Origin of the sequence: Deinococcus hopiensis KR-140, assembly GCF_900176165.1 — a bacterium.
In the GTDB taxonomy this organism is placed as follows: domain Bacteria; phylum Deinococcota; class Deinococci; order Deinococcales; family Deinococcaceae; genus Deinococcus; species Deinococcus hopiensis.
In genome coordinates this window covers 358,092-379,991 of record NZ_FWWU01000009.1, presented here as the reverse complement: position 1 = coordinate 379,991, position 21,900 = coordinate 358,092, and the positions used below count along the sequence as shown (strand labels likewise).

Annotated in this window: 20 protein-coding genes and 4 tRNA genes; 10 read left to right on the top strand and 14 right to left on the bottom strand. The window is 64.4% G+C overall.

The window, feature by feature from the left end; all coding sequences use genetic code 11:
• Positions 1-23 precede the first annotated feature (23 nt).
• A complete protein-coding gene (locus tag B9A95_RS15250) occupies positions 24-734 on the top strand; it encodes an alpha/beta fold hydrolase (RefSeq protein ID WP_084048097.1) in 711 nt (236 codons plus the stop codon).
• A 113-nt stretch (positions 735-847) separates the two neighbouring features.
• On the opposite strand, the gene B9A95_RS15245 is transcribed toward B9A95_RS15250, so the two are convergent.
• Both B9A95_RS15245 and B9A95_RS15240 read right to left on the bottom strand, forming a co-directional pair.
• Positions 848-1,162 carry a hypothetical protein gene (locus tag B9A95_RS15245; protein WP_084048096.1) on the bottom strand — a complete coding sequence of 105 codons (315 nt, stop codon included), beginning with the start codon at positions 1,160-1,162 and terminating at the stop codon, positions 848-850.
• A gap of 98 nt (positions 1,163-1,260) precedes the next feature.
• The gene (locus B9A95_RS15240) at positions 1,261-2,592 is read right to left on the bottom strand and encodes a glycogen synthase (RefSeq protein ID WP_084048095.1); all 1,332 of its coding nucleotides are present in this window, start codon (positions 2,590-2,592) and stop codon (positions 1,261-1,263) included.
• A 137-nt stretch (positions 2,593-2,729) separates the two neighbouring features.
• Here B9A95_RS15240 and B9A95_RS15235 point away from each other — a divergent pair.
• Together B9A95_RS15235 and B9A95_RS15230 are read left to right on the top strand one after the other, a co-directional pair.
• Positions 2,730-2,805: transfer RNA gene (locus tag B9A95_RS15235), tRNA-Ile, on the top strand.
• 8 nt (positions 2,806-2,813) lie between these two features.
• A tRNA-Val gene (locus B9A95_RS15230) sits at positions 2,814-2,888 on the top strand.
• 45 nt (positions 2,889-2,933) lie between these two features.
• Here B9A95_RS15230 and B9A95_RS15225 read toward each other — a convergent pair.
• Both B9A95_RS15225 and B9A95_RS15220 read right to left on the bottom strand, forming a co-directional pair.
• Positions 2,934-3,605, bottom strand: coding sequence for an amino acid ABC transporter permease (locus B9A95_RS15225; RefSeq protein WP_084048094.1), 672 nt, complete (start codon positions 3,603-3,605; stop codon positions 2,934-2,936).
• 126 nt (positions 3,606-3,731) lie between these two features.
• Positions 3,732-4,493 (bottom strand): transporter substrate-binding domain-containing protein, encoded by a 762-nt coding sequence (locus B9A95_RS15220; RefSeq protein WP_084048093.1) that lies wholly within the window; start codon positions 4,491-4,493, stop codon positions 3,732-3,734.
• Positions 4,494-4,714: 221 nt separating this feature from the next.
• Here B9A95_RS15220 and B9A95_RS15215 point away from each other — a divergent pair, with 221 nt between their 5' ends.
• From B9A95_RS15215 to B9A95_RS15205, 3 genes are all read left to right on the top strand, one after another.
• Positions 4,715-5,389, top strand: a complete 675-nt coding sequence (locus B9A95_RS15215) for a TrmB family transcriptional regulator (protein ID WP_084048092.1) — start codon at positions 4,715-4,717, stop codon at positions 5,387-5,389.
• 37 nt (positions 5,390-5,426) lie between these two features.
• A tRNA-Ala gene (locus B9A95_RS15210) sits at positions 5,427-5,502 on the top strand.
• Positions 5,503-5,565: 63 nt separating this feature from the next.
• Positions 5,566-5,642, top strand: a tRNA-Met gene (locus B9A95_RS15205).
• A gap of 465 nt (positions 5,643-6,107) precedes the next feature.
• Here the strand turns inward: B9A95_RS15205 and B9A95_RS15200 are convergent.
• The 6 genes from B9A95_RS15200 to B9A95_RS15175 form a co-directional block, all read right to left on the bottom strand.
• Entirely contained in the window at positions 6,108-6,323 is a 216-nt protein-coding gene (locus B9A95_RS15200; protein ID WP_084048091.1) for a hypothetical protein, read from the bottom strand.
• A gap of 59 nt (positions 6,324-6,382) precedes the next feature.
• Positions 6,383-6,928, bottom strand: a complete 546-nt coding sequence (locus tag B9A95_RS15195; RefSeq protein WP_084048090.1) for a hypothetical protein — start codon at positions 6,926-6,928, stop codon at positions 6,383-6,385.
• A gap of 536 nt (positions 6,929-7,464) precedes the next feature.
• Positions 7,465-7,914 carry a hypothetical protein gene (locus B9A95_RS15190; RefSeq protein ID WP_139806817.1) on the bottom strand — a complete coding sequence of 150 codons (450 nt, stop codon included), beginning with the start codon at positions 7,912-7,914 and terminating at the stop codon, positions 7,465-7,467.
• Between the two features lie 844 nt (positions 7,915-8,758).
• Positions 8,759-9,019: a hypothetical protein gene (locus B9A95_RS15185; RefSeq protein ID WP_084048088.1), complete on the bottom strand. Its 261-nt coding sequence runs from the start codon at positions 9,017-9,019 to the stop codon at positions 8,759-8,761.
• 759 nt (positions 9,020-9,778) lie between these two features.
• The gene (locus B9A95_RS15180) at positions 9,779-10,552 is read right to left on the bottom strand and encodes an IS982 family transposase (RefSeq protein WP_084048087.1); all 774 of its coding nucleotides are present in this window, start codon (positions 10,550-10,552) and stop codon (positions 9,779-9,781) included.
• Between the two features lie 332 nt (positions 10,553-10,884).
• Positions 10,885-13,224 carry a PAS domain-containing sensor histidine kinase gene (locus B9A95_RS15175; RefSeq protein ID WP_139806816.1) on the bottom strand — a complete coding sequence of 780 codons (2,340 nt, stop codon included), beginning with the start codon at positions 13,222-13,224 and terminating at the stop codon, positions 10,885-10,887.
• Between the two features lie 719 nt (positions 13,225-13,943).
• Between B9A95_RS15175 and B9A95_RS15165 the strand changes: the two genes are divergently transcribed.
• Genes B9A95_RS15165 through B9A95_RS15155 form a run of 3 tightly spaced genes read left to right on the top strand, consistent with a single transcriptional unit; the run spans position 13,944 to position 16,301 of the window.
• Positions 13,944-14,765, top strand: a complete 822-nt coding sequence (locus B9A95_RS15165; RefSeq protein ID WP_084048084.1) for a hypothetical protein — start codon at positions 13,944-13,946, stop codon at positions 14,763-14,765.
• Between the two features lie 47 nt (positions 14,766-14,812).
• On the top strand, positions 14,813-15,502 hold the full coding sequence (locus tag B9A95_RS15160) for an aspartate/glutamate racemase family protein (protein ID WP_084050752.1): 690 nt from the start codon (positions 14,813-14,815) through the stop codon (positions 15,500-15,502).
• Positions 15,503-15,548: 46 nt separating this feature from the next.
• Positions 15,549-16,301, top strand: a complete 753-nt coding sequence (locus B9A95_RS15155; protein ID WP_084048083.1) for an RNA methyltransferase — start codon at positions 15,549-15,551, stop codon at positions 16,299-16,301.
• Between the two features lie 412 nt (positions 16,302-16,713).
• Here B9A95_RS15155 and B9A95_RS15150 read toward each other — a convergent pair whose 3' ends face one another.
• Complete coding sequence (locus tag B9A95_RS15150; RefSeq protein ID WP_084048082.1) at positions 16,714-16,932, bottom strand: hypothetical protein; 219 nt, start codon at positions 16,930-16,932, stop codon at positions 16,714-16,716.
• The gene (locus tag B9A95_RS32350) at positions 16,898-17,242 is read right to left on the bottom strand and encodes a hypothetical protein (RefSeq protein WP_139806815.1); all 345 of its coding nucleotides are present in this window, start codon (positions 17,240-17,242) and stop codon (positions 16,898-16,900) included. Before B9A95_RS32350 ends, B9A95_RS15150 begins: the two co-directional genes overlap by 35 nt.
• A 75-nt stretch (positions 17,243-17,317) precedes the next feature.
• Here B9A95_RS32350 and B9A95_RS15145 point away from each other — a divergent pair, with 75 nt between their 5' ends.
• Positions 17,318-19,066 (top strand): sensor histidine kinase, encoded by a 1,749-nt coding sequence (locus tag B9A95_RS15145; protein ID WP_084048081.1) that lies wholly within the window; start codon positions 17,318-17,320, stop codon positions 19,064-19,066.
• 163 nt (positions 19,067-19,229) lie between these two features.
• Here B9A95_RS15145 and B9A95_RS15140 read toward each other — a convergent pair whose 3' ends face one another.
• Positions 19,230-21,239: a M14 family zinc carboxypeptidase gene (locus tag B9A95_RS15140; protein ID WP_084048080.1), complete on the bottom strand. Its 2,010-nt coding sequence runs from the start codon at positions 21,237-21,239 to the stop codon at positions 19,230-19,232.
• A gap of 241 nt (positions 21,240-21,480) precedes the next feature.
• Positions 21,481-21,873, bottom strand: coding sequence for a Co2+/Mg2+ efflux protein ApaG (apaG, locus tag B9A95_RS15135; RefSeq protein WP_084050751.1), 393 nt, complete (start codon positions 21,871-21,873; stop codon positions 21,481-21,483).
• Positions 21,874-21,900 lie beyond the last annotated feature (27 nt).

The window sequence follows — 21,900 nt, the reverse complement described above, 5'->3', positions numbered from 1 at the left end:
CCCGGGCCCCCTAGCCTGGGCACATGTCCACTTCCGAACGCCCCCGGACCGCCCTCCTGCTTCACGCCTACCCCTTTTCCGCCGCGATGTGGGACGAACAAAGGGCGGCGCTGGAGGTGGAGGGCTTCCGGGTGATCGTTCCGGACCTCCCCGGCTTCGGCGGAGCGCTGGGGAGTATGGTCTCGCTCTCGGAGACGGCGCGGGACTTGCTGGGCACCCTGCCGCCCGAACCCGCGGTCGTGGTGGGGCTGAGCATGGGCGGCTACGTGGCGCAGGAGTTGCTGACCCAGGCTCCGGAGCGCTTCGCCCGCGTGGTGCTTGCCGATACCACCACCCGGGCAGATCCCCCCGAAAAAGCCGAAGACCGGCGCGAACAGGCCGGCCGCGCGCTGCGCGAAGGCTCCAGCTTTATCGTGGAGGCCGCGCGCAAGGAACACCTGCCGCGCACCTTCGCGCGCATCCAGCCCATGATGCAAGCGGCGTCGCGCGAGGGCATTGCGGGGGCGCTGCGGGCAATGGCGGCGCGGCGAGACTACAGTGAGACGCTGCGGGATCTGCGCGTCCCCCTGCTGGCCCTTGTGGGCGAGGAGGACACCATCACGCCGCCGGAACGCGTGCGGGAGATTGCGGACCTGGGGCGCGGCGAGCTTCACGTACTGCCGGGGGCCGGGCACCTCTCCAACCTGGACGCCCCGGGGGCGTTCAATGCGGCGCTGCTGGCCTTTCTGCTGTAACGGAAGCCGGCGTCCCCGCGGCGGCAACCCAACTCCAGGTTTGGCGAGAAAGGCGCGCATCAGGCCGTCCTCGGTCTGCCGCGCGTTGAGCAGGGCGTCCGGGGCACTCACCTTCAGAACCACGCTGAGGTACTGGCCTCCCAGGGACCGTGATTCCCAGCGGGCCGCCACCGTGTTGCCCGCCGTCTCCTGGCGGAGCGCCAGTCCATCCGCAGGTACAGGGGCGCGTCCTTGGCACACAGGTGAGCGGCGCTCTCCTCGCCCTCTGGAAAGGAGAAGCGCCCATATCCGGCCGGTAGGCTGGCCTCCTGGGGCGTGAGGGTCAGCAAAACGGCGCAGGGCATGGCAAATTCCACAACACCAGCCTCGTCCTTGGGCGAGAGCGGTTCATTTTGCGCCGGGACCAGCGGCGACACCGCCTCCACCATAACTTCTCCCGGAACAGCCCGGAGCGTGAATGCGGAGGCTGGAGCGCAGGCGCAGTACCGACGGCAGCAAGAGGCGTTTTACCCCGGCAGGAGAGGGCTCAAAGCCGCGCGTACAGCTCCAGGTAGTGCCGCGCGGGGCTCTCCCAGCTGAAGTCAAGCTCCATGCCGCGTTTGACCCGCGACTTCCAGACGGCGCGCTTCTTGTACACGGTGCGGGCCTCGGCGCAGGCGGCGGTGAGGGCCTCAGGCGTCGCGTCGGCGAAGCGGAAGCCCACCTCGTGCGGCACGGTGTCCACCAATCCGCCTGTCTCGCGCACGACCGGCAAGGTGCCGTAGCGCATGGCGATCATCTGCGACAGTCCGCACGGCTCGAAGCGGCTGGGCATGGCGAAGGCGTCCGCGCCCGCATACACCCGGTGCGCCAGCGGCTCATTCAGTCCGGGCACGAAGGCGACGCGGGGATGATGGCCCCAACCCGTCAGTGCGGCCGTCAGGAGCGGATCGCCGCCACCCAGGACCACCACGTTCCACTCGCGCACGAGATCGGGCAGCGCCATCAGCAGCAGGTCCATGCCCTTCTGATCGGCCAGGCGGCTCACCACACCGAGGATGGGCGCAGCGTCCAGGCCGAACTCTCCCCGCAGGGCCGCCGTATTCACCGCCTTGCCCAGGGCGTTCTTGTACGGCTGAATTTCGGGGTCGGTGCGGGGGTCCCAGCGCGCCTGGTCCAGTCCGTTGAGGATGCCGCTCAGCCGCCCCTGCCGCGCCAGGGACACGAGCAGGCCGTCGAGCCCCTCACCGTACCGCGGAGTGGTAATCTCCAGCGCATACGTCGGGCTGACGGTGGTGACGTGGCGGGCAAACCACAGGCCCGCCTTCATCAGGTTGAGGTCGCCGTGGAACTCCACCCCCTCGGCCTGCATCGCCCAGTCGGGGAGGCCCGTCCATCCCCACGCCTCGTGCAGGGTCCAGCGGCCCTGGTACTGGAGGTTGTGGATGGTGTAGGCCGTGCGCCAGCCGCGCAGATTCGCGTGTGCCACCACCAGCCCAGCCTGCCAGTCGTGGCCGTGCAGCACGTCGGGGGTGATTTCCAGCGCGTCCAGCACAGGCAGCACCGCCCGTCCGAAGGCGCAGAACCGCTCCACGTCATCGTCGTGGTACAAGCCGGGGCGCTCGAAAGCACGCAGGCCCACGAACAGGAAGCGCACGCCGCCCTCACGCAGTTCGCCCACCGTGACCGGGCCCGCGTCCGGCACATCGCCCTCCCACACCACCTGCGGCGCGCCCACCAGGGAGGCGTACCAGGGTGACACCACAGCCACGTCGGCTCCCTGCCGCGCCTGAACGGCGGGAAGTGCCGCCAACACGTCGCCCAGGCCCCCCGAGCGCGAGAATGGAAACACTTCCGAACCGACGTGAACGACCCGCATGGCTGCACTCTACCCTGCTGCGGGTGCCGGGGCGTCATCGCTTTGTAGGCAGGAGCAGGCCGCTTCCGGTGGCTGCGCCCCTGGCCTCGTTGACAACCTCCCGCACCGCTGGTACACTTCCCCTCGCTCATCGGCCCGGGCTCTTAGCTCAACGGTCAGAGCAGTCGGCTCATAACCGATTGGTTGCCGGTTCAAATCCGGCAGGGCCCACCATCACAGATGGGCGGTTAGCTCAGTGGTAGAGCATTCGCTTCACACGCGAAGGGTCGTAGGTTCAAATCCTATACCGCCCACCACCTTCACGTCCCTCAGTCAAAGCTGAGGGACGTGATTTTTGTTGCCTACCCCTGCCGCGACAACCGCGCTTCCAGGCGGCGCTGCGCGAGTTCCAGCACGCTGCTGATCAGCCAGTAGATCAGGGCGGCGGCCAGGTAGGGCCCAAAGGGCTCGAAGGTGCGGGCGATGACCAGTTGGGCACTTCGCAGCAGTTCCACCACCGTGATCACCGAGACGAGCGAGGTGTCCTTGACCAGCCCGATCAGGGTATTGCTCAGGCTGGGCAGCGCCACCCGCGCCGCCTGGGGCAGCACCACCAGCCGCATGGTCTGCCGGGGCGTCAGGCCCAAGCTGAGCGCGGCCTCCCGCTGCCCACGCGGCACACTGAGGATGGAGGCCCGCATGGTTTCGGACAGGTAGGCCGCTGCGTTGAGCGTCAGGGCCAGCACGCCGCCCAACAGCGGGCTGAGCGTGACCCCGAACGAGGGCAGGCCGTAATAAATGACGAAAATCTGCACCAGCAGCGGCGTGCCCCGAATAAACGAGACATACAGGCTGCTGAGAAATCGCAGGGGAGTCACCGGCGAGAGCCGCAGCAGGGCCACCAGCAGCGCAAGCGGCAAACCCAGCACCATCGATGCCAACGCGTACCCCAGGGTGATGGGTGCGGCGGCGAGCAGGGTGGGCAGGGCCTGCCACGCGCTCTGGGCGATGAGTTGCAGCTGCTCGGCGTTCATGTGAAAAGGTCCTTTGCGGCAGGCATGAGCGGAACAAGGGTGGGCAGGGTCAGCGTTCCCGCTCCCCTGCCCCTGGGCCTGATTGTGCCTGAATCCAGCTCCCGGTCAAGCAAGCCGGGCTGGACTTCACGGCTTGCTGACGTCCTCACCAAACCACTTGCGGCTGATCTTGGCGTAGGTGCCGTCGGCCTTGATCTGCAGCAGGGCGCGGTTGATGGCCGTTCCCAGGGCCGTGTTCGTTTTCTTGAAGGCAATGCCGACGGGTTCAGGCTGGCCGATCACGCCTGCGCCGCGAATGGGAAGCTTGTTCTTGGTAATCAGGTAGCCCACCAGCAGGCGGTCGTTGTAGGCGGCGTCCAGGCGTCCGGCAGCAAGGTCTGCCAGGTACTCGGGCGCGCCAGGATAGGTCACCACATTGATGCCAGAGGCGGCGCGCAGCTGCTGCTCGAAGTTGCTGCCCAGGCCTACACCCACCCGCTTGCCCTTCAGGTCCACCAGGGTCTTGGGCGCGAAACTGCCACTCTTGCGGACGATGATCTGGGGGCTGCTGTAGGCGTAGGGCTGGCTCAGGCCGATGGTCTTCTGGCGCTCGGCAGTGATGCCCACCTGGTTGACGATCACGTCGTACTTGTTCGCCTGCAGACCAGCCAGGATGCCGCTCCACTCGGTCAGCACAAATTCGGGCTTGAGGCCCAGCTTGGCGGCCACGGCCTTGGCCACGTCCACGTCAAACCCCGTGAGGATTCCGGCGTCGTCCTTAAAGGTAAAGGGCGGGTAGGTGCCTTCCATCGCAACCTTGAGCGTGCCGTTTGTCAACGTGGGGACAGCGGCGTGCACGGTGCCAGCGGCCGTAAGGACCAGGGGAAGCAGGAGTTTCACAAAACGCATAGAACCTCTTTTCTAACGCCGAACGGCGCACAGGAGAGAACAACAGAGAGACAGCCTCTACACAACGAATTATAAAGCAGTTTGTTTTACAAACATTAGAGCCTGCTGATCAGATCCAGAGGCTCGTGCTGTTCCGAGGACCGTACCTCCTGTTCCTCAAGGGCAGACGGTCCTGCTGTGCCCACCCTACATTCTCCCGCTTTCCCGTATGCTGAGGGCAGATGAGCGCCGTGATTCACCTGCAAGCGCTGGGCCTGACCGAGTACGAGGCGCGCGCCTATACCGCCCTGCTCGCGCTGGGCCGGGCCGTTCCCGCGCGTGTGGCGCGTCAGGCGGGTATTCCCCGTCCCAAGATCTACGAGACGCTCGAACGTCTCGAAGGCCGGGGGCTGGCCGCACGGGTGGGGCAAAACCCGCTGGAATACGCGCCACTCAGCGCCCGCGAATACCTTGCCCGGGCCCGCCGCTCGTTCGACGACCGTCTGGGGGCGCTGGACCGGGACCTCTCTCGCCTGGCCCCGGACCCGGCACCCGAAGCGGTGTACCACCTCTACGGTGAGGCCGCCATCCGCAGTCTGTGCGAGGACCTGACGCTGAATGCCCGCCGCAGCGTGTACATGGCGGGCGAACCCGCCCTCGCTGAGCGGCTGGAGCGCCTGACACCCCGGGGCGTGGCCCTGCACCGCGCCTCACTGGTGTCGCTCCCCTCGGTGGCCGCCGACGGACAGCGCGCCTTCCTGCTCGCCCGCGACGGTGAGGCCGCCGTGATCGCCCACTTCATGGAGGAGGGCGGGGTGGGCGACGCACACGGCGTTCACACCCATAACCCCGTGGTGGTCCACCTCATTGAGGGCTATGTGCAGCTCGCCGCCGAACGTGTGGGCGCGGGGCGTTGACAAGAGCGGGAAGCGTTGCTAACCTAATTGGGCCTTCGGGGCTGTGGCGCAGTTGGGAGCGCGTCTGAATGGCATTCAGAAGGTCAGGGGTTCGAATCCCCTCAGCTCCACCAAAGAGAGGCCCCGCCACTGTGCGGGGCATTGCTCTCAAAGGAAGCCCCTTTGGGCAACCGCAAGGCGATGTAGCTCAGCTGGTTAGAGCGAACGACTCATAATCGTTAGGTCCCCGGTTCAAGTCCGGGCATCGCCACCAAAGTAAACTCCGTCTGGTACGGAGTTTTTTTGTTTCTCTATTCAGACCCAATCCCTCCCAATTCACCTGCGGTGCCCAACGGGCTTTTTAGGTGGCTGATTCTGGGTCTCTGATGGGTGAGGAGAAGTTTAGGGCCAGGGCGTGGCTCACGTGCGCCAAAGGTACCTCTACCAAGAGAAATCACCCGGCATCCATTGATCGGCATATCCGTTTAACATCATCTAAAAAATGAAGTCTACGCGCCCTCTGCTACGGTTTGCGGGATCACCCGTTCCGTCCGCTGCGGTGCTTCCACACTTCTCCGTCACCGTTTTTCCCGCTCGCTCCGCTGGGGTTGGCCTGCCATTTCATCACTGATGAACCGGAGTCTTTATAAGTAGGCATGTAGAACAATTCTCCCCTCACTCCAAGTAGGACAAGTCCTCTGCTCTTACTCCTACGGCTTCCCGTACGCCGTGGAAGCGCTCAAGGCGCGCGCTTCTGGACTGGACACCCATCGAGGAAGCCCCCCGGCAGCATCACCAGGCTGCCGCAGGTGTTCAGCACCACGCGCCGCTTTGCCTCCAGCAGCAGGTTCACAGCCAGGAGCCGGACACGGCGTGCGGCATTCAGGGCCGTCAAGCACAGCACGTCGTCCGTGGTACGGGCCTTCAGAAGCGGCCCTGCTTCCGAGATGCCCACGGCTGGCCCCCCGTCGCTCCCGCCATTGCAAACCGGCACAGAACCGCGTCGCGTGCCGCTTATTGTTGGTCTTGGCTACCGCTCCAATGCACCTCAGGATCGTCGCCCATCCGCACGCTGATCTCCAGGTGGTTGTCAGGGAGGCGGTCGCTCTCGGTGGTGATCATGTTCCAGCCAGGACGCAGGTGAACATCCGCCTGGAAAACCTGGCGTACGGAGCCACTGCTCGTCGTGACGTTGCAGTCGGCGCTACCCGTCAGATCGGCAGTGCCCTCGGCATAGATGTAGACGGAGTTGCGAGTTCGGTAGACGTCCCCAGCAAGACGCTCCTGTTTTTGGCGATAGAAGCCTTCCTGTCCATTTACGTACAGATACTGCACCCAATACCCACCGGAAGGTAAGGACGAGGTCGCCAAGGTGTTGAACTTGCAGTCGGCCTGACGGTAACGCAATAGTTCCGTGCGGGCGTAGTCATAATAGGTGGAGTTGCGTCTGGCCTGCTCGGGGGTGATGACAGTGACAAAGCTTCCTCCGTTTACACTGCCGATCGTCTCCCAGCGGACTGCGCCATTGTTCACCACCCGCAACTGAACGCTGCCAGTCATGCGGCTGTTTAACTGTCCGCGCAATTGGAGACTGCTTGCAGCGGGATCACTGTGGCCTGAATTCATCTCCAGGCTGCTGACGCCCCCGGTAGCAATAGTCGGGGGCGTGCTTGTGTATGTCTGCCCACAGCCGACGACGAAGACAAGGGGGAGGAGGAATACGCGCTAAGCGGCATAAGCAGAAAATTTTTGCATAGGAGCCTCCTGGCGCAATGCCTGAGACCCCAGCCATTCCGCCTGTGCTTGACTTCCGCAGTTGCACTTTGATACTCGCTACCCTTCTAACCCACTGCGACTCCAGCGGGACACCTCCGACCTTGAGACAGTCGGTGGTCTGGGGAAGCTGGGTGAAAGGTCATGTGGCGTGACAGCGTCATGGACAGCCGACAAGCCGGCTGAGCCGTTTACTCCACGGGGAAACTACTCGCGTCATTCTATGAGATTTTTCACACTTGTGACCAGCTTTCTCTGCTGAGCGGGGGGAGAACCCCCGCTAGATGAAGATGTACAACGGCTTGCCTCAGACTTCGGCGCCCTCACGGATGTTCTCCCATCACTCGGGCCCCCGTTGAGAAGAACCAGAACCGCGCCGCGCGCCACCGGGCCGCCGCCCTCAGGTCTTTCGCACCGCTCGCCTCTTCCGTCAGGGCACGTTCCCGGGCTCTTGCTTCCGCTTCCAGGTACTCCACTGTCCCCGCCGGAGGCGAAGGCGAGACGCCTTCTTCAGAAGCCACCTCAAAGGCATCCTTCCAGGAGCACACTGCCTCCCTGGCGGGGTGTTCCAGCGGGCGGGCGCTCACCGCTCCAGTGCCCATCATGCGTATGACGTTTTCCACGTCGCGCTCTGCTCCCTCGATCCACTTCAGCAAGGCATCCAGAGCTTGACTTGGCAGGAGTTCGCCCGTCCGGTATGCCCTGTCCTCCTGAGCCGCTATCCGGGCGGCCTTTGCCCGCCGCACAGTGTGCCGATTGCTTCGGCGCTGCAAGTCTATGCACCGTGCTCAGGGCTGCCTCTTGAAGGCCGGCCGGTACGCTTTCAGGGCAAAGGCGGGCAGATCGTCAGCCGGTGCACACAGTTTTCAATAGCGCTCGAGCACCTCGCCCACGCTCCAGCTTCCTCCACGCTGGCTCTCAGATCGGCAGGCCAGCGACCCGCGAACCTCACCCATGAGCGCTTCTCCTCCATTGATGCCGGCGTAAGTTCGCCTCGGCTCTCCACACCCCGGGTCATGAGGAAACTGGCCAACACACAAATCGTTCGACTGGGATTCATATCAATTTATGCCGTGATCAATAGAGTCTACCCGCTCCGGCGGCCATGCCTGCCGGGCTTCGACTTCTGGCAGCCGCTTCTCCACACCGCGCTTCACTCCAACCCGCTCTGAGGGCGCGCGTCCTTCTCCGGTTGCCACAGCGTTCCCCGATCAGCCGCCACGCCGTCACACGGGCCGCGCTGGAGGTGTTTGACACCTGCCCCCACGCTTTCTTCAGCAGTCCGGCCAGCACCTCCTTCCGCAGAGGGATGTCTGCTTGCCTGGCATGCCCCGCGCCGCGATCATGCGGCCCCTGCTGGCTTCTTGAGCTGCCTCCAAGGCTTCCAGACCGGCCTCGAGCTCTCCGACTTCGTATACCCGCGAGCTGCTCACCGTCTGGGAAAGGGTGTAAATGGCCTTCGCGTTTCCGTGTCTTCGTCTCCCAGGAGGTCACGGGCGGCTCCTAGGGCCTCCCAGCAACGTCCTTCAGGGTGCGTGCCTTGCGCTGGGCCATACGGGCCTGAGCGTTGGAGTGAGCCATATTCCTTTCACAGAGGGGCGATAAGTCGCTTTCCGCTCAGGTGGCCCCTTCCCTCTGCTTCCTGTGGGCCAGCACTTTCGGGCTGTTGGCTTCGAGGTGGGCAACAACCGCACTCGCCGAGAGGACAGCCACCAGGGAGCCCACACGCTCCTCAAAGGTCGCCGAACAGGACAGCGTCCCCCTGTGGAGCGGCAGGCCGTCGGTGTGCTCCAGACGCGTCTCCTGTGCCCAGTCCTCCCCACAGGGGGTGAGCCGCAGAGCGTCTGTATCCACGTCACGCTCTTCGAGGCAGCTCACGGTACCTCCCCGCCTTTGGTCTGGTCGTGCCCTTGCCGCACGATCGGCACGCCAGGCACCTGGGCGTTCTCGATAAAGCTCGCCCCGGGGCCTTCTACCCTTCTCGAAGGCCGATCATACGGAACAGTAATGATTCTCACTCATATGGTTATGAAAGTCATACCTATTCAAGTCCTCATGGATGTAGTCTGCGTCCTCATCCCGCATCTAGCCATATACAGGAATCACTTTGGTTCCGTATCAGCCGTTCAAACCTGCCTGTCACCCTGTCGACCAGGGCCAGCAACACGGCGTGTCGTTCTGCACGCTTCAGCCCGGTCCGAGAGGGGGCCTGTTCGGTCCGTTCCAAGTGGCCTTTACGGCTGCTCCAGATCGCGCAGACGCCTCTGGGTCTGGAAGTCTCGCTGCGCTGCTCCTCCAGCATCGTCTAAAAGGCTGCACGCTGGCCTTCCGGGGCGGCCATGCTGACAAAGTCGCAGGACTTGCTGCCTCGCATGACGTTTGGCTCTCCCGTCTTCTCCCCGGAAGCTGGGCGCTCTGGGCTTCATCCGTGCGAAGGGCTTCGAGTTCCTTCTGGGCTTCCTCGATCCGCCCTGGAAGGCTCTGAGCGCTTACGCCCGCATGGTACAAAATGCCCCCCTGGTACGTCAGGCCGGATGGGTGAAATAGAGACAACTCCTCAACAGGAGGGCTACCTTTACGTGAGCATCTGCGAATCTACCCCGCTTTACGTCTTCTACGAATGACACAGAACGCCGTTTAGGGCTGAGCGAGGTTATGGGCGAGGACGGCCAGGACGACGCGGAGCCGGAGAGAGGGAAGTGTTTTGGTCTGAACGGAGCGAATTTGAGCTTCGACCAATTGTGAAAAGACGGTTTCAATGCGTTTGCGGAGCTTTGGGTGGCGGTCTTGCCGCCACCCGTTGTCATAGCGGGTGTTTTTCTTGGGTGGGAACAGGTAGCCCAGGCAGCAATAGCCCTTGTCCCCAATGATCTTTGGCCCGCCGAACTCAGGCCACCTCCGGTTCAACTCATAGCTGACGGTGGTGTCGTGAAGATTGGCGGGTTTGAGGAGGTACTGGACGATCTCCCCTGCGGGTGTCACCCAGGCATGCAGCTTGTACCCGTACACGTCGCCCTGGGTCCCAAACCCCCATTTCGCTCCCGGGAACTTGCACCGCTTGCCTCGTTTCGAGCGACACACCGGGAGCGGCATGGAGTCAATGATCACTTCTGCACAGCGTTTGGCGGGGCTGACCAAGGCTTCGAGGCGTTCCAGCAGACGCACGCTTCGCATGTACGCCTGGGTGTAGGAGGGAAGACCGACGCGGTCTTCCCTCAACATGTTCCACCAGATCGAGCGATACGGCTGCTTGAACACGAAGCGAGCGAGCAAGAGGGCCACGAGCAGGGCATCCGTCAGCTTCTGATGCTTAAATCGCTTCAGATCGCTGAAGTGCCGCTTCGCCCAACGGTGGAGCTGACGAATCACCGCACGACGACCTAAACTATGATGGTGACGGTATCTGCACATACCGTCTCCATTTTTCCTCGTCTCCGTCCTACTCGGCTACCCCAGCCTCAAGCCCTAAACGGCGTACAGAACTCACTTGAAGTGTCTATTCAAGGAATGATGCTACTCGTAAGTAAGCAGTCCGCTTACCCTTTCGAATAAGGGACCGGGGTTAGTTATAGTGAGCTTGATTTATGTTGAATGACAAATCAATACCAAAAATAGATCTTAGGTGAATAACTTGGAATGAGGGAGCATTTCTTACGGATTGGTCATAAACGAAGGAGAGATAGGTTGTTTCCTGTTTTTCAAATCAAAAGTTGCCCCAATTACCAAATTACCGTATCACCATATTAGAAGATCACCGTAAATATCGTGCCCTCGCTCAAGTGTGTTTCCACAGCGATTTCTCCGTGGAAGTGACCTGTGACAATGTCTCTAATAATAGGAAGGCCCAATCCTGTGCCTTTCCCGACTTCTTTAGTGGTGAACATAGGGTCGAAGATGCGTGGCAACACTTCCGGAGGAATACCTGTTCCGCTATCTTGTACGCTCATTACATGCCTGCCGTCTTTTACACTGAAGCTGACAGTGACGCTCCCTTTCGGTTTCCCACTATCCTCGCACGCATGGATGCCATTTACGACGAGGTTTGTTACCACCTGTGTGAAACGCGAAGGCTCTCCGTGGAGCATAACTGCTTCCTTGGTCTGTTCCAGCAGAAGATCAATTTTGGCATTCCTGGCCTGATGGGCAATCATCAGGAGGGTCTCTGAAGCGAGTTTAACCGCATCAAACTCCTGCATCCCCGTTACCGTATCCCGCGTATGTCCTCGTATGGAGCGGATAAACTCGCCGATCCGCGACACTGTTTTGCCCGCTTCAGTTACAGATGACTGTAACTCACGTCCGATCTCACGATGGTCGTCGTCAGTGACTTGAGGATTGCCAATCGAATCCAGGTACTCCCGCGTGAGGTGTTCTGCTTCACGCAGGTAATTCATGGTGGCTGCCAATGGCGTGTTAATCTCATGCGCAAGACCGGCGGTAAGCCGTCCCAGACCAGCAAGTTTCTCGCTGAGCATCAGACGTTCCTGGCTGGCTTTCAACGTCTGTTCCGCTGTGCGGCGGTCCGTGATGTCCCGCTCCAGACTGAGAAGTACCTCCCGCCCCCCAATGGTCAGAAGCGTCAAGTGAACCTCCAGGGGATATGGAGTTCCGTCCTTGCGCCTGTGTTCCGTCTCAAATCGCATGATGCGCTCAGCACGCACGCGTTCTCGAAAATCGTTGTTCGCCGCTGGGTTGGCCAGCAGCGCGTCTCCATTCGGCAGAAGGGCGTATACGCTTCGCCCCACCAACTCGTGAGGAAGGTAGCCGTTCATCTTCGCCGCAACCTCATTGCAGCGCAACACAGGCATCTCCTCCTCCGTAAAATCAATCAGCATGATGCCGTCTGGGGAGTGGTCGAACAACGCCTGGAGGGTCCGTCTGCTTTCGTCAAGTTCCGCATCAGCGAGCTTACGCTCCGTCACGTCACGGGAGTTGAAGACCACACCCCGAACATTTGGATCATCCACGTAATTTGACGCGACCCACTCCACCCACCGCCATTCCCCGGTGAGCGCATGCTGAAAGCGGCTGGTAAGTTGCCGCGTAGCGCCCGGACCACCCTGGAGCACTTCCGAGAACGTCTGCAGGATTGCCCCGTGCTCCTCCGGGTGCATCAATTCAAGCGATGTACGGCCATGAAGCTCTTCAGGCTTGTACCCGAGAAACCTCGTCATGGATGGACTGGCATACATGAAGTATCCGCCACGGTTCAGGACGCTGATGACGTCGGTGCTGTTCTGCACCAGCGAGCGGAAACGCACCTCACTTTGCGCGACCACTTCCTCCGTCCGTTTGCGCTCGGTGACGTCTCGATCAATCCCCAGCACCAGCTCCCGCCCACCCACGTACACCACGGTGGTGCTGATCTCGACGGGGTAGACGCTCCCGTCCTTACGGCGGTGCACATTCTCAAAATGCACGTGGCCGCTCTGGCGGAGTTGTTCCAGGAAACGCTGCTGCTCCTGAAGTTCTGCCTCTGTTGGCGCGATGACGTTCACCGCGTCCAACACCCGCACGGACTGCCCAACCAACTCTCCAGCCACAAAGCCGTTCATGGTGCACGCCGCCTCGTTGCAGGCAACGATCTTCCAATTCACGTCCGTCGCGTGTGGATCCATGAGCAAGATCGCGTCTGGGGACTCCTTGAACAGCGCTTCAAACAACTCCCGCGTTTCCTTTAACTCCCGCTCGATCCGTTTGCGGGTGGTGATATTCACCATCATGAACAGCAAGCTCGCTTCACCGGCGAACGACATGGCTTCAATGGACAGAAGCACTTCGACGGTATTTCCATCCCGGCAGCGAACTGGGACTTCGAGGTCCTGCACCCGTCCATTTGCTTTGAGCAGATGACCCACGCGCTCCCGGTCCGCTGGGTTCACCCATAAGTTCAGGCGGGGTGTCGGCGTGCCGACGGCTTCATCCCTGGAAAAGCCAAGGAGGGTAAGCCAGGCATTATTTGCGTCCAGGAGACACCCATCTTCGGCACGGGCAATGGCGCTGGCAATCGGCATCCCGGCAAACAGCTGCTTGAAGGGACCGTCCGCGCCGCTCTCTGGCGTCTCCCACACTGGCCTCGTCACACTTCACTGTAGAAGACCAGGTCTTTCGCAATCCCTTCAAAGCACCGGGGCGTAAAGGTGCCCACAGGAGATTGTTCAGGGGCGCGGGGAGAGCGCAAGAGCAGGCGCAAGGGCGATGAAGCGACAGGTTCAGAATGGAAACTTAAAATTTTCCGCCAACCCCCTTCCTGTGGGGCAGTTGCCGTTCAGGACCGCAGCCGCAGGCAGACAGGGCCGCGCAAGCCAGCACGAACTCTCCCAAGTTCGGCATCCCGAGGGCAGGAAGCCGGGCTGGTTGAGGCTGCTCCCTGCGGCCGCGCGCACGAGGCAGGTTTCTCAAATCATTGGCAACCCCGATGACCCGGCCCACTGCGTGGCCTGCAGCACTTGGTTGAGTCGCGATGTCCGAAACGGGAAAGAAAAGCAGTACTGCTCTGGCGCTTGCAGAACTCGGGCAGCCTCTGGGCGGGCCAGAAGTTCAAACGTGCCCAACGCGTGCCCAACCCCCACGGGAAAGGCGGCATGGTCCGACTGGTCCCGGACCATGCCGCCTTGCTTGAGGCTGAAAAACAGTGTTTCAGAAAAAAGGAGACGGGAATACCCGAATTGAGGCAGGAGAGGCCGACATGGGCCTCCGTACACCTCATCGTCAGGTCCCCGGTTCAGGTCCGGGCATCGCCCCTCCCCTCCGGGTAGGGTTTTCGCTTTGGCCCTCCTGCGGATGCTCTACCCTCCTCCCCATGCCCGTGACCGTCTTCCCCACCCGGCCTGCCGATCTGCCGCCCCTCCTCGCCGCGTTGTATGGCGCGCCGGAGGAAGCTGTGGCGTGGATGGCCGGGACCCTGACCGGAGCGTGGACCGCCCATGACGAGGACGGTGAAGTGCAGGGAGCGGTGGGCCTGCGCCCCAGCCCGGCACACGGTTCGGAGCTGGTGGGTGGGGCGCTGCCGGGACCCGAATATCTGGAAGCGGCGGCGGCACTCGCCCAGACCGCGCGCGGGGCGGCAGGGCGCGCCTACGCCTTCGCGGACGGCACCCTCTTTCCAACGCGAGCGCTGGAAGCGGCGGGCTTCCGGGAGGTGGCGGCCTACCGCCTGCTCGCGGGGCCGACGCCCACCGGTACAGTTCCCCTTCCCGCAGGGTTCCAGCTTCTGCCCCTCACCGAGGTGCTGGACCCCGCCCTGCGTCTGGACGCCCTCGCCACCTACGAGGACCGGATCGGGCACCACGCGGTCACGCCCGAAGCGGCGGCAGAAGGCGCTGGGGGCTTCGACGGGGAACTCAGCCTGCTCGCCCTGGACGCGCAGGGACAGGCCGCCGGAATCTGCCGCGCAGCGGTGGAAGACGGTTACGCGCGAATCGATGCGCCGGGGGTGCGCCCGGACCTGCGGACTTCTGGCCTGCGCGCTGCCCTGCTGCTGGGCGTTTGCGCCCGGGTGCGTGGGCGCGCCCTGGAACATGTCAGCGTGGAGGGATGGGGCGATACACCGGAGGAACTGGCCGCGGACCTCGCGCTCGGGCTGGGCGTGGAGATCGAGAATCCGATCTACGCCGCGCCCTGATCGCCCTGCCGGGACGCGCTCCCACCGGGCCGGATACGATGGCCCCCATGAAGACCTTGGGCGTGCTGGGCGGCATGAGCTGGACGAGTACGGCGGAGTATTACCGCCTGCTGAACGAGGAAGTCGCCGCTCGGCGCGGTGGGCTGCACTCCGCGCCCCTGCTGCTGCACAGCGTCGACTTTGCCGAGGTGGCCCGGATGCAGCGCGAGGACCGGTGGGACGACGCGGCCACGCTGCTGGCGAATGCGGCCCGCGGGCTGGAACAGACCGGGGCCGGAGCCGTGATCGTCGCCACAAACACCATGCACAAGGTGGCAGACCAGATTCAGGCCGCTGTAGGGATTCCGCTGCTGCACATCGCCGACGCCACGGGGGCGGCCATACAGGCGGCGGGCCTGAAGCGTGTCGGCCTGCTCGCCACTGCCTTCACCATGGAGCAGCCCTTCTACCGGGAGCGGCTGGAGCGCTACGGCCTGGAAGTGCTGGTGCCGGAGGCCGAGGACCGCTCCGAGGTCCACCGCGTCATCTTCGGAGAGCTGTGTCAGAACGCCGTGCTGAACGGCTCGCGGGACACCTACCGCCGAATTATGGCCGATCTGGTGGAGCGGGGGGCCGAGGGCATCATCCTGGGCTGCACAGAGATCATGCTGCTCGTCGGAAGGGAGGACACCACCGTGCCCGTGTTCGATACGACGCGGCTGCACGTGGAGGCGGCGGCGCGGTGGCTGTTGGAGTAGCGGTCAGCGATCCGCCTTCTGCCGCCTCCCGCGCTAGCATCGGGGCGTGAACCTCGCCGTCGTCCTCGTCTCTCCGAAAACGCCGGGCAACATCGGCTCGGCGGCCCGCGCGATGCTCAACATGGACGCGCGGGACCTGCGTATCGTCGCGCCGCGTTGCGATTATCTCGACAGCAGTGCGGTGGCGATGGCCGTCCACGCGGCGGACCTGCTGCGCGGAGCGCGCATCTATCCCACCCTGCGCGAGGCACTGGCGGACCGGGACCTCAGCGTGGGCACCTCGGCACGCCTCCGCGCGGACCTGCCCGCGCCCCGGCATCCGGCGCAGGTACGGCCCCTCGTGCGCGCCGCCGCTGCGCCCGCCCTCGTGTTCGGGCCGGAGGAGACGGGGCTGGTGAACAGCGATCTGGAACAGTGCCAGGTAACGGTGCGGGTCCCCACCGGCGACTACGCCAGCCTCAATCTCGCGCAGGCCGTGCTGCTGGTGTGTTACGAGTTCTTGCAAGCGCAGGACGACGTGCCCGATCCTACTCGCAAAACCGCCACCCGCGAGGAGATGGAGGCGATGTACGGCCACCTGCACGACACCATGCACCTCATCGGCTACACAGACGCTGTGCGCGCGCGCCATACGCTGCGACTGTGGCGCGCGATGCTGGACCGCTCGCTGATGAGCAGCGCGGAAAGTCGCCTGTTTCGGGGCTTTCTGCGTCAGGTGAAGTGGAAGGTGGAGGACGGGGCGAGGCGGGGGGCAGAGGCCCTTCCGGTAGGGACGGAGAGGGAGACGGCCGAGGACTGAGGGCTGGGGGCCCCTTCACCGCTCTAGGGTCCCTCCAGGAGAGCGGGGCCAAAGACTTAGCGCATGCGTCAAAGTGCGGACTTCTTTTTGACCGGCCCGGCGAGCAAACCTGCATGCGCATGGGGAGAATGGGGCGCCATTCAGACAGATGCGCTAGGGCCGGCGGAAATAGGTGGCTTTGAGGAAGGGCGTGAACTCTGCCTGACCTGGCGGCCAATTCTCCACCCTGTTCGGCAGGCGGTCCCCGGAGCAGACGAAGGTGTGCCGGTCCTCCCCGCGTGGGATACGTTTGCTCAGCCGCAGGGTATCGCCCGCCCCACCTTTCACTGCCCAAACGCCGCGCGCTGGGTCCAGCGGGAGAACGCCGAAGGTATCGAAGGTGGCAGCACGTCTCCGCCTTCCGGGTCCACGGTCAGGACGCCTTGAAGGGCGAAGCCGGTCTGTCCCGGACGTTCCTGGCATACTGCTGCGTCAGGATGACGCCGCCGAGGGCAGGGGCGAAGATCATGTGACCCGTTGCCGTTCCGGTGGCGGCCCAGGGCGAGGGGGCCAGGGTTTCTTCTCCGGTCCAGGTGCCTTCCAGGCGGCGCAACAGTTCACGGCGACGGGCAAGTTCGGTGGATTGCCGCATGCGACCTCCCTCTACTCCGAAAACGGCTTGAAAAGCTCAACGACGGGCCCACGAATGACCGGATACCCGCCGTCGAAACCGTAGTAGCGGCCTCTACGCTGCCTGCGGCAAAGGCACCGATGGCCTCCAGCAACTCCCAGTGGGTCAGCGTGAGGAAGTGGGCCGTGTCGCCCTCCAAACGGTACAGGGCAAAGGCACCCCGGTTGCCTGGTGCGGCTCGGTCGTCCGGGAGGGCCACCGCCCACATCAGCCGCAGGTCGTCCTCCGCATGTTCCGCGGACGTGGTGCTCCGCCAGATGCGTGCGGTCATGCTCCAGTGCAGGCCGCGCGCTGAGGGGGCCGAACGTCACGGCGCTTTTCCCCACCCCTCCCTAGACTGTGGCCCATGATGGACCCGCCCGCCGCCCTGCCCTCACCACCACCGCCCGAACCGAGCGGGGTTCCGCTGTCGGACCGGGTGCGGCTGGTGCGTAACGTCTTGCCGCCCCTGATCGTGCTCGTGGTGGCGGTGGTGGAATTTGCCATCGGGCAGCTGGGAACGGCCACCGGAGAGCAGTGGGCGCACCTGCTGTTTTACGGCCTCGTCGGCCCCGCCGTGACCTTTTTCAGCGTGGAGTGGATCGCGGAAGGCACCCGCGCCCGCGAGCGCACCGAGCACGAACTGCGCCTGACCTACGCCCAGCTCAGCGCCTCACACGCACGCCTCAGCGCCGTGCAGGAACTCATGCGCGACCTGACCGAGGCTCCCGATATGGGCGCGGTGGTGGAGGTGGCGGCGCGGGGCGCGGTGCGGGCGACGGGCGCGGTGCAGGCCACCCTGACCGTCCCCGGCGGCCTGAGCGCGTCCGCTTCGGGCGAGGTAACGCAGGCCGCCGAGGCGGACGCCGGGCGCTTTCCCCTGCGCGTGCCCATTCCGGGCGGCGGCGCGCTCGCCCTGCACTTCGACACGCCGCCCACCCCCGAAACCGCCGCCCTCGCCCAGGCCCTCGCCGCCGAGGTCGCGACCGGCGTGGAGGCGGCGCGGCAGCGGACCCTGGACCTGATGACGCTGTACTCGGTGGACCAGTCCATCCGCGCCGAGCGCAACATGCGCCGGTTGCTGGGCCGCATCACCCGCAACATGGCCGAGCGCGTGCGGGCGAGCGCGCGGGCCGCGTACCTGAGTGATCAGGACGGCACCCTGCGGCTGGAATACGCCGGAGACCTGGGGGGTGAAATCAGCGGCAGCGGCACCCTGGCCCCGGCCTTCGCCGCGCGGGTGGCGCAGGCGGGAACACCCCTGGTGGCGACCCGGGAGGAGGCTGCCGAAGCCTTTCCCGCAGAGGCGGGCCCGGAAGCCGCGAGCGCGCTGGGCTTTCCCATGCGTGACGAGGAGGGGCTGGTGGGGGTGCTCGTGCTGGGCGACACCCGCCCCGACACTTTCGAGGACGCGCGGCTTCCGCTGCTGGCCCTGCTTGCCGGGCAGGCCACACTGGCGGTCCGCAACGCCCGCGCTTACCTGTACTCGGAAGAACTCGCCATCAGCGACGAACGCGCCCGCATCGCCCGCGAGATTCACGACGGTGTGGCCCAGTCGCTGGCCTTCTGCGCCCTGAAGCTCGACATCGTGGCCCGGCAACTGCACGCCGAGCCAGAGAAGGCCGAGGCCGAGGTCAAGGCCGCCACCGCCCTGCTGCGCGAGCAGATCCGCGAGGTGCGGCGCTCGATCTTCGCGCTGCGCCCCATCGACCTCGAACGCTACGGCCTGCTGGAAACCGTGAGGCGCTACGTGGAGGACTTCGGCGAGCAGAACAACCTCCGCACCGTGCTGAACGTGACGGGCGACATTCACCTCGCTCCCGGAGACGAGGCGGTGGTGTTCCGCATCCTGCAAGAAAGCCTGAACAACGTCGCCAAGCACGCCCGTGCCCGTGAGGTAACGGTGACCCTCCACGGCGGCACCCACGTCACCCTGCGCGTACAGGACGACGGCCAGGGCTTCGACCTTGCCCAGACCACCGGACGCGTGAGCAGCGCGGGCGGCCTCGGCCTGATGCAGATGCGCGAGCGCGTGGAAAGCCGGGGCGGCCAGTACCGCGTGCTGAGCGCACCTGGCCACGGCACGGTGGTGGAGGCGGAGATGCCGCAGGCGTAAGGGCTGCGCCGCAGAGCGCTGAAAGCAGAGGGCGAGCGGCGCTTGCCGTCCCCCTGAGGGGAGGAGTAAACCGCATCAAGCCCCCCCTTGCCCCTCCATCCCAAATGAAGCGGAGCGAGGAAGCGCTCCTTACGGCCTCCCTCGCCCCACCCCTCTACCAGCTTTAACGCGTTTCCGTCAGCGTATACGCCCCGCTCCCCGAGTAGGCCAGCACGTTCCAGCGGTACGTCCCGCTCGCCGCCGCGTAGGAGACGCTCTCCGTGCTCGTACTGCCCTCACTGGCGGCCACATTGCTCCAGGTGCTGCCACTCAGCTTCTGGAGGTACAGGTCGAAGTCGGCGGTGCCCGGTCCCGTCAGGCTGCCCTTCAGCGTACCGCCCGCGTAGGAGAAGCCGGACGCGTTCGGCTGGTACGCGCTCGCTCCGGAGCCCAGGCTGCCCGTGTACGTCGTCGTGGTCGGCGTGGTGCCGCCCACCGTCACGAACAGGGCCGAGACTGGGCCATACGTGCCGCTACTGTTCTTGCCGCGCACGTAGATGGTGTGGCGGCCCGCACCGAGGGCCGAGGTACCCACGGTGGCGCGCACGCCCTCCTGGGTGCCCCCGAACGCCCCGTCGCTGGCAGTCATGGCCTGCGCGGTGCCACCTGCCCAGGGCGCGGTGTCTACGAAATACTCGGCGCCCGACACCGGGCGCGAGGGCTCGCTGCCGTTGGAGTTGTTGAAGCGGGTGCTGTCGATGGTGCCGGTCAGGGTAAAGCTCGCGCCCGTCGCCACGCTGGCAGGGGCCGAGACGTTCAGCGCGTCCGGGCCACTGCCCAGTTGGTAGGGCGCGCGGGCCGTGCGCAGCGCGTACAGCAGGGCGGCCTGGTTTTTCGGCAGCACGTCGCTCGTGAAGCTGGAGCACGACTCGAAAAAGGCGCTGCCCAGCTCGATGGTGTAGGCGGCCACGCCCAGTTCACCGTAGGCGAAGTCGTCGGTGGTACCGCTGGTGGGGTACAGGCCCACGGCCTGCTCAGGCGTATAGCCGTTGAAGTACGCCAGCTTGCGTCCCAGCGACTGCAGGGCCGTGCCGTTGGGCGCGACGGTACTGGTATCCCCCCAAGGCCACAGCACGAGGTCCGAGTAGCTGTGGATATCAAGATAGATCCCGGGCGTGCCTGCGGGCGCAGCGTCCGTGCGGCCCGGCCCACGCTGGTCTGCGAAGGTGGCCTTGAGGAAGTTCTGGACGGTCTGCACCTCGGGCTCGGAGCCGCCGGAGACACCCCGAAAGGTCTCGTTGCAAGGATCTGTGCTCGCGCCGCCGCCGCCCCAGGCAAACGAGAAATTGCGGTTGAGGTCCGTGCCCTGCTTGCTGGCCGTCGAGCAGCCGTAAGGGTTCACGTTCTTGCGCCACAGCGCGCCCGCTTCGGCCTTTTTGCGCCCGTCGGGGTTGGTCTGCAGGATCAGATCGACTTCCTGGGTATCGAGCATCCAGGTCACGTCGGCGTCCTTGCCGTAGTTGGCAAGCAGGTATTCCCCGAAGCGCGTCACGAGCTCGGCGGTGGTGTATTCGCGCCCGTGGATGGCCGCCGTGACCACCATCTTGGGCTTGGTGCCGCCCGTGTTCCTGTTGGTCAGGCGCAGCACGTTCATGTCGTAGCCGCCGCGCCCCTGCGTCTTGAGCCAGCTTTGACCGATAGGGCTCCAGCTCGCCAGATTGGGGTACTGGGTCACGAGGCTTTGCGCCGAGGCGTAGGTCTCCTCCACCGTGCGGTAGCACGCGTAGCCGCTGATGCTCTGGGACGTCACGCCGCCCGCGTTCACCTGACGCAGCGCGGCGTTTTGTTTTGCCGTCTCGGTCTCGTCGATCTGCACTTTCCAGCCGCGCGTCAGGGCCGTCACCCTCAGCCGCTCAAAGTCGTCCTTGCTCACGTCCACCAGCACGTAACGCTGCGCCTTGCCGCCACCCACAGGCTCGAAGGTCTTGGCGATGTCGATGAAGTCGCGGTCCGTGTTGAAGTCAATCCGCGTGATCACGATGTCGTTCGCCGCGAAGGTCGCGCACTCGGAGGGGCTTGCGGTGGCCGAGACGGCAGGCACAGGTGCCTGGGCCGCGGGAGTGGGTGAGGTGGAGCAGGCGCTGAGCAGCAGCAGGGCGCTCAGGGGCAGGGCCAGAGACGGCGACTTCTTCACATTTCCTCCGGGGCAACGCAGGTGAATTTGGATCGCCTCAGCTTGAAGCCCAGCCTGTGATGGAGCTGTGAGGAAATTGGGGAATTTCTCACACCGGAGCAGGGAGAAACCTCCAGGCAGGCCTCTCCTTGCGGCGCCACCTGCCGCTTGAGAGGCCGCACTCTCCTTTCTTCTCCTGTCTGCAAGGAAGAGGGCGAGAAAGGAGCACAACAGCCTCCCATCTTTATCTGAACTTTACTTTTCAATTCAGTGTTCGTTCGCCCGGGACTTCCAGCATGAATGGCGGAATGGGCACCTCGGTCCGGGCGCCCCAGGCGTCTTGCATCACGTAGTGTCCGACCATCCGCCCCGGCGTGTCTTCCACCGTAACGAAGGAGTCATACATGAAACTTCCGCCCGGCGGGATGACGGGCTGCTCGCCCACCACGCCCTCGCCGTCCACCACCGTCTCGCGGCCCCCAGCGTCTACGATGTGCCAGTGCCGCGCAAGCAGTTGCCAGGTCTGATCGCTGCGGTTCTCGATGCGGATGACGTAAGCGAACACCTGCCGTCCGGGGACCGAGTGGCCGGACAGGTGGGACGCGTCCACCTCCACGCGAACGTCGGGAGTTGGAAGAGGGGCGAAACGGTTCATGGCAGCAGGATAGCCGCGTAGACTTTC